Genomic DNA, 5,649 nt, shown 5'->3' with positions numbered 1-5,649 from the left:
GACATCGGCCCGTACCGCGTGCTGGCCGCCCTGCCGGCCGGGGCCGCCGAGGACACCTCGGTCCGCCCCCTGCTGGCTCCCGCCCACGCCGAACTGGCCCGCACCGCCGAGGTGTTCCTCGACTGCGCGGGCCAGGCCGGCCGCACGGCCGCGGCCCTGGGCATCCACCGCCAGACGCTCTACTACCGCCTGGCGCGCGTGGAGCAGCTCACCGGCCTGGACCTGGACGAGGGCGAGGGGCGGCTGCTGCTCCACATGGCCCTGAAGGCCTCCCGCCTGTAGCCGCCCCCGGCGGCCCCCGGGCCCGCTAGTCCTCCTCCACGGTGACGGCCTGGACGGGACAGGCGCGCGCCGCCTCCTTGACGAGCGGGTTCCCCCCGCCGTCCTCAAGGCCCGGGCGGACGAGGCCGAAGCCGTCCTCGTCCTGGTCGAAGACGCCCGGGGCGGTCAGGACGCACTGGCCCGCGCCGATGCAGACGCCGGAGTCGATGGAGACGCGAAGAGCACTCATGGCGGATTCCGTTTCGACAGGCTCACCAGGCGACCGGGAGAGCGAAGAGTCCTTGCAGGGTGTCGCCGGGCTTGACGGACACCTCGCCGGGAGCAACGGCGAGACGCAGGCCCGGGATGCGGGTGAAGAGCGCGGACAGGGCGATCTCCATCTCGGCGCGGGCCAGGTTCTGCCCCAGGCACTGGTGGACGCCGTAGCCGAACGCGACGTGGTGGCGGGCCGAACGGCGGATGTCCAGGGCGTCGGGGTCGGCGTAGGCGGCGGCGTCGCGGTTGACGACGGACGTGCCGATCATGACGCCGTCGCCGGTGCGCACGGTGTGCCCGCCGATCTCGATGTCCTCCGTGGCGACCCGTATCAAGCCGTCGGCGATGGAGAGGAAGCGCAGCAGCTCCTCCACTGCGGCGGGCATCATGCCGGGGTCGGCGCGCAGGGCGGCGAGCTCGTCAGGGTGTTCGAGAAGGGTGTACACGCCGAGCGCAATCATGTTGGAGGTGGTCTCATGGCCGGCGACGAGCAACAGCAGTGCCATCATGACCAGTTCGTCGCGGTCGACCTGGCCGTCGGCGAGCCGGTCGGCGACGAGCTCGTCGAGCAGGCCGTCGCCGGGCTCGGCCTCCTTGCGGTCCACGAGCCGGTGGAGGTAGTCGCGCAGGTCGTCACGGGCGGCGGTGGCCTCCGCGGCGGTCGGCGCCGCCAGCATCCGCCGGGAGCACGCCTCGAAGAAGTCGTGGTCGTCGTAGGGGACGCCGAGCAGGGTGCAGATCACCATGGACGGCACGGGCAGGGCGTACGCGGAGACGAGTTCCGCGCTGTCGCCCTTGGCGAGCATGGTGTCGATGAGGCCGTCGACAATGCTCCGGATGCGGGGCCGCATGGCGGCGGCCCGCTTGAGACTGAAGCGGGGGATCAGCATGCGGCGCTGCCGGGCGTGTTCGGGGTCGTCCACGCCGAGGAGCGGGATCACCACCGACGCCTGGTTCTCGGCGCGCGGGGCGAGCACGGGAAAGGCCGGATTCTGACGGTTGGACGAGACGCGGGGGTCCGTGAGCAGGGCACGGGCCTCGGTGTGGCCCGTCACGAGCCACACCACGCGCCCGTCGTACAGGGTGACGCGCGTCAGCGGGCCGCGGGCGGCCAGGTCCTGGTGCCTCGCGGGCGGCTGATAGGGGCAGGTGCGGTCGCTGGGGAAGGAGGGAGCCGATGAGGTGGTGGGCTGGATCCCGGTGTCGGTCATGTGCTTCCTTCCAGGCGTTCGGACTGTTGTCCTCTACATCCGGTTCATCCAGTCCAAGCCTCTTTCGAGGTTCGGGCTACGAGCAATCCGGCCATATCGCGCACAACGCCCGACAAGCTCCCGCATTCGGCCCGTGACCACACCTTTGCCGCCTTCGGCCCGTTCGGCGCGCTCCCGTTCGGCCCAGCCCGCCCGGCTCCCCCCGGAGGCGCTCAGCCCGTCCTGAAGACCTCCAGCAGACGGGTGAAGCTGTCGCCCCCGTGACCGCGCTCCACGCCGCGCCGGAAGACCTCCCGGACCGTCGCCGGCAGCGCGGCGTCGATCCCCGAGCCCTCGGCGGTGTGGACGACGTGGTCGACGCTCGCCACCCCCATGGAGAGCCTGTCGACGTCGCCGTCGTGCCGCCCGGCGTCGATGCGCGGGGCGTAGAACGCGAGGAAGCCCGGGACCGAGGCCATCGTGGACTGCGCGTACGGCAGGAACTCCTGCGCGGCGATGCCGTTCGCGGCGGCGATCGCGGTGGCGTGCAGGTAACTGAGCATCGCGGTCCAGAACATGTCCATCTGGATCTGGTAGAACAGCGCGGCCCGGCCGGGGTCGGTGCCGCGGTAGTCGGCTCCGGTGAGCACCTTCAGGGCGGCCTCGTGCGCCTCGAAGACCTCCTTGGGGCCGCTGTAGAAGGTGGACGACTCCGGCTTGCCGATGCCGGAGGGCGGCACCTGCACCCCGCCCGTGAGGTGCTCGGCCCCGTGGCCGGCGGCCCACGCGGCGGCCTCACGGGCCCGCTCGGGGGTGTCCGAGCTGAGGTTGACCAGGACCCGGCCGGCCAGGGAGCCCGCGGCGGGCTCCAGGAGCGCGTACATCGCGTCGTAGTCGGTCAGGCTGAGCACCACGAGCTCGTTCGCGGCCAGCGCCTCCTCGACGCCGACCGCGCGGCGCGCGCCCCGTGCGGTCAGGGCGTCGGCCTTGGCGGCGGTGCGGTTCCAGACCGTCACCTCGTAGCCGGCGTCCAGGTACGCCCCCGCCATCGCCTGCCCCATGGGCCCGAGGCCGATGACGGTCACTGCTCGCTTGTCCGCGGAAACCATGAATCCACACCCCTCTAGAACGAACGCTCTATCTAGTGACGGCATCAACGTAGCACGCCTCTAGAGCGAACGCTCTACCTATATTCTCGGGAGGGTGAAGACGACCCCGGAGCAGGACCACGACGCACCCGCCGCGGGACCCGACGCCGGCCTCGGCACGCGCGAACGGATCGTCCGGGCGGCGTCCCGGCTGATGCAGCGCCAGGGCTACGAGGGCACCGGCATCAAGCAGATCTCCCGGGAGGCGAACGCCACGCTCGGGTCGGTCTACCACTTCTTCCCCGGCGGCAAGCAGGAGCTCGCCACCGAGGCGATACGGCACGGCGACCGGGAGTTCGCCGGCATACTGCGCACGGCGCTGGAGAGCCGGCCGGACCCGGCCGAGGCGGTGGCCGCCACCGCCGCACTCGTCGCCGCCCACCTGCGCGCCTCCGACTGGCTGGACGGCTGCCCCGTCACCGCCACATCCCTGGGAGCCGCGGCAAACGCGCCCGGCATCCGGTCGGCGGCCGCCGAGGCGTTCGAGCGCTGGCGGGGCCTGGTGCGCGACAGGCTCCTCGCCGCCGGCTTCGCCGCGCAGGACGCCCACGAGCTCGCGCACACGGTGATCAATACGCTGGAGGGCGCCGAGCTGACGGCTCAGATCGCCCGCAGCGAGGAGCCCTTGCTGATCGCGGGGCGCCATCTGGCGCGCCTGATCGATTCCTGCCGCTGAGCCCGGCGCGGGGCGGGCCCGGCGGCGTCCGTCAGCCTTCCGCCCCGTGCGCCCGGTCCGCCCCGTCCGCCCCCTCCGGCGCGTCCAGCACCGTGCCCGCGAGCGCCCGCCGGGCACCCTCGACGATCTCCCTGCCGGTCGGCGCCGCGGCGGGGTCGATCAGCCACTGCATCCACAGGCCGACGAACATGGCGTAGTAGAAGGCACCCGCCGTGCGGGTCGCCTCCGGGCCGACCTCGCTGTCGTCGACGCCCTCGAAGAGCGCCACCATGCCCTCGCGCCCCCCGGGCTGCACCTCGGCGAACTTCGCCCTGAGCTCGGGGTTCTTCACCAGCTGGCCCACCACCTCCAGCTGCGCCGACCAGAACTCGCGGTCCTTCGCGAAGCTCGCGATCACCCCGTCCAGCGTGGCGGCGAGGCGCTCCTCGCGCGGCGCCTCCGGGTCCGCCGCGGAGGCGATGGCGGGTGCCGCCTCGTCGGCCCAGTCGGCGGTCAGCTGCAGGAAAGCCTCCATCATCAGCGCCTCCTTCGAGCCGTAGTGATAGCCGATGGAGGCGAGGTTGGCCCCCGAGGCGGCCACGATGTCGCGCGCGGTGGTGCGCGTCCAGCCCTTCTCGAGCAGGCAGCGCTTGGCGCCTTCGAGCAGATCTTCGCGATGTCCCATGTCAGCAGCCTAGCCGCGGCCATACACATGTCCTAGACGAGCGTACGAGACGCTCGTCTTATACAAGCGTCATAGACAAGCGTTTAAGACGTGCGTATATTCGCTGCCCATGACGACCCCACTGGCGACCCCGCCCGTCCGCACTCTCGCGGGCCGCAAGGAATGGACGGCCTTCGTCGTCCTCCTGCTGCCCCTCCTCCTGGTCTCGATGGACGTCTCCGTCCTGTTCTTCGCCATGCCGGCCATCGGCCGGGAGCTGGAGCCGACCGGCACCCAGCAACTGTGGATCTTCGACAGCTACGCCTTCGCGCTCGCCGGGCTGCTGATGACCATGGGGGCGCTCGGGGACCGCATCGGCCGCCGCAGGCTGCTGCTGGCCGGGGCGTGCGCCTTCGGCGTCGCGTCGGTCTTCGCCGCGTACGCGCAGAGCGCGGAGATGCTGATAGCCGCGCGCGCCGTGCTGGGCGTGGGCGGGGCCACCCTGATGCCCTCGACCATGGCGCTGGTGCGCAACCTGTTCCACGACGACAAGCAGCGCAGCAAGGCGATCGGCATCTGGTCGGGCGCCATGGCGGGCGGCATCGCGCTCGGTTCGGTGCTCGGCGGGCTGCTGCTGGAGCACTTCTGGTGGGGCTCGGCGTTCCTCGTCAACGTCCCCGCGATGGTGCTGCTGCTGGTGCTCGCGCCGCTGCTCGTCCCGGAGTCCAGGGACCCGCGCCCGGGCCGGTTCGACGTGCTGAGCGTGCCGCTGTCGATCGGCGCCGTGATCCCGGTGATCTACGGGGTCAAGGAGATCGCCGCGGAGGGGTTCGCCGCGGCGCCCGCGGCGTGCGTGGCCGCCGGCCTGCTGATCGGCGCCGCGTTCGTACGGCGCCAGCGCGGCCGGGACGACGCGATGATCAGCCGCGAGCTGTTCCGCCGGCGCGCCTTCGGGGCGGGCGTCGGGATCAACACGCTGGCCACGTTCGGCATGATGGGCTCCGCCTACTTCACCACGCAGTACCTGCAGTCCGTGCTCGGCAAGGGCCCGCTGGAGGCGGCGCTGTGGGGCGTCATCCCCTCCGTGGCGGTCGGCTGCGTCGCCCCGCTCGCCGGCGCGGCCGGGCAGCGGGCGCCCAAGGCCTACGTCATGGCGGCCGGTTTCGCGGTCGCGGCCGCCGGCTACGGGCTGCTCGCGGGGGTCGGAACGGACTCCCTGGCCCTGACGCTGGCCGGCTCCGCGGTCATCGCCTCCGGCATCGTCGTGGTCATGGCCCTGGTCAACGACATGGCGCTCGGCAGCGCCCCGCCGGAAAAGGCGGGCAGCGCGGCCTCCCTGCTGGAGACCGGCCAGGAGCTGGGCGGTGCCCTGGGCATGGCGCTCTTCGGCAGCGTGGGCGTGGCCGTCTACCGCCGCGACATGGCGGACGGCCTGCCCGCGGACCTGCCGCACGG

General features: G+C 72.4%; 7 protein-coding genes. 3 read left to right on the top strand and 4 right to left on the bottom strand.

Annotated features, from left to right (window positions below; translation table 11 throughout):
• A partial coding sequence (locus V7793_RS32300) for a PucR family transcriptional regulator (protein ID WP_336013264.1) occupies positions 1-282 on the top strand: 282 nt, incomplete at its 5' end.
• 25 nt (positions 283-307) lie between these two features.
• Here the strand turns inward: V7793_RS32300 and V7793_RS32295 are convergent.
• The 3 genes from V7793_RS32295 to V7793_RS32285 form a co-directional block, all read right to left on the bottom strand.
• Complete coding sequence (locus tag V7793_RS32295) at positions 308-511, bottom strand: ferredoxin (RefSeq protein WP_336013263.1); 204 nt, start codon at positions 509-511, stop codon at positions 308-310.
• A gap of 22 nt (positions 512-533) precedes the next feature.
• Positions 534-1,748, bottom strand: a complete 1,215-nt coding sequence (locus V7793_RS32290) for a cytochrome P450 (RefSeq protein ID WP_336013262.1) — start codon at positions 1,746-1,748, stop codon at positions 534-536.
• A 212-nt stretch (positions 1,749-1,960) separates the two neighbouring features.
• Positions 1,961-2,836, bottom strand: coding sequence for an NAD(P)-dependent oxidoreductase (locus V7793_RS32285; protein ID WP_336013261.1), 876 nt, complete (start codon positions 2,834-2,836; stop codon positions 1,961-1,963).
• Between the two features lie 94 nt (positions 2,837-2,930).
• Between V7793_RS32285 and V7793_RS32280 the strand changes: the two genes are divergently transcribed.
• Positions 2,931-3,551, top strand: a complete 621-nt coding sequence (locus V7793_RS32280; RefSeq protein WP_336013260.1) for a TetR/AcrR family transcriptional regulator — start codon at positions 2,931-2,933, stop codon at positions 3,549-3,551.
• Between the two features lie 31 nt (positions 3,552-3,582).
• Here V7793_RS32280 and V7793_RS32275 read toward each other — a convergent pair whose 3' ends face one another.
• Positions 3,583-4,215, bottom strand: a complete 633-nt coding sequence (locus tag V7793_RS32275) for a TetR/AcrR family transcriptional regulator (protein ID WP_336013259.1) — start codon at positions 4,213-4,215, stop codon at positions 3,583-3,585.
• A 109-nt stretch (positions 4,216-4,324) separates the two neighbouring features.
• Here V7793_RS32275 and V7793_RS32270 point away from each other — a divergent pair.
• Positions 4,325-5,649 (top strand): MFS transporter (locus V7793_RS32270; protein WP_336013258.1); only part of this gene is annotated, 1,325 nt, incomplete at its 3' end.

This window comes from Streptomyces sp. KLMMK (assembly GCF_036961605.1).
GTDB classification, from domain to species: Bacteria; Actinomycetota; Actinomycetes; order Streptomycetales; family Streptomycetaceae; genus Streptomyces; species Streptomyces telluris.
This window is presented reverse-complemented; position numbering and strand designations above follow the sequence as displayed.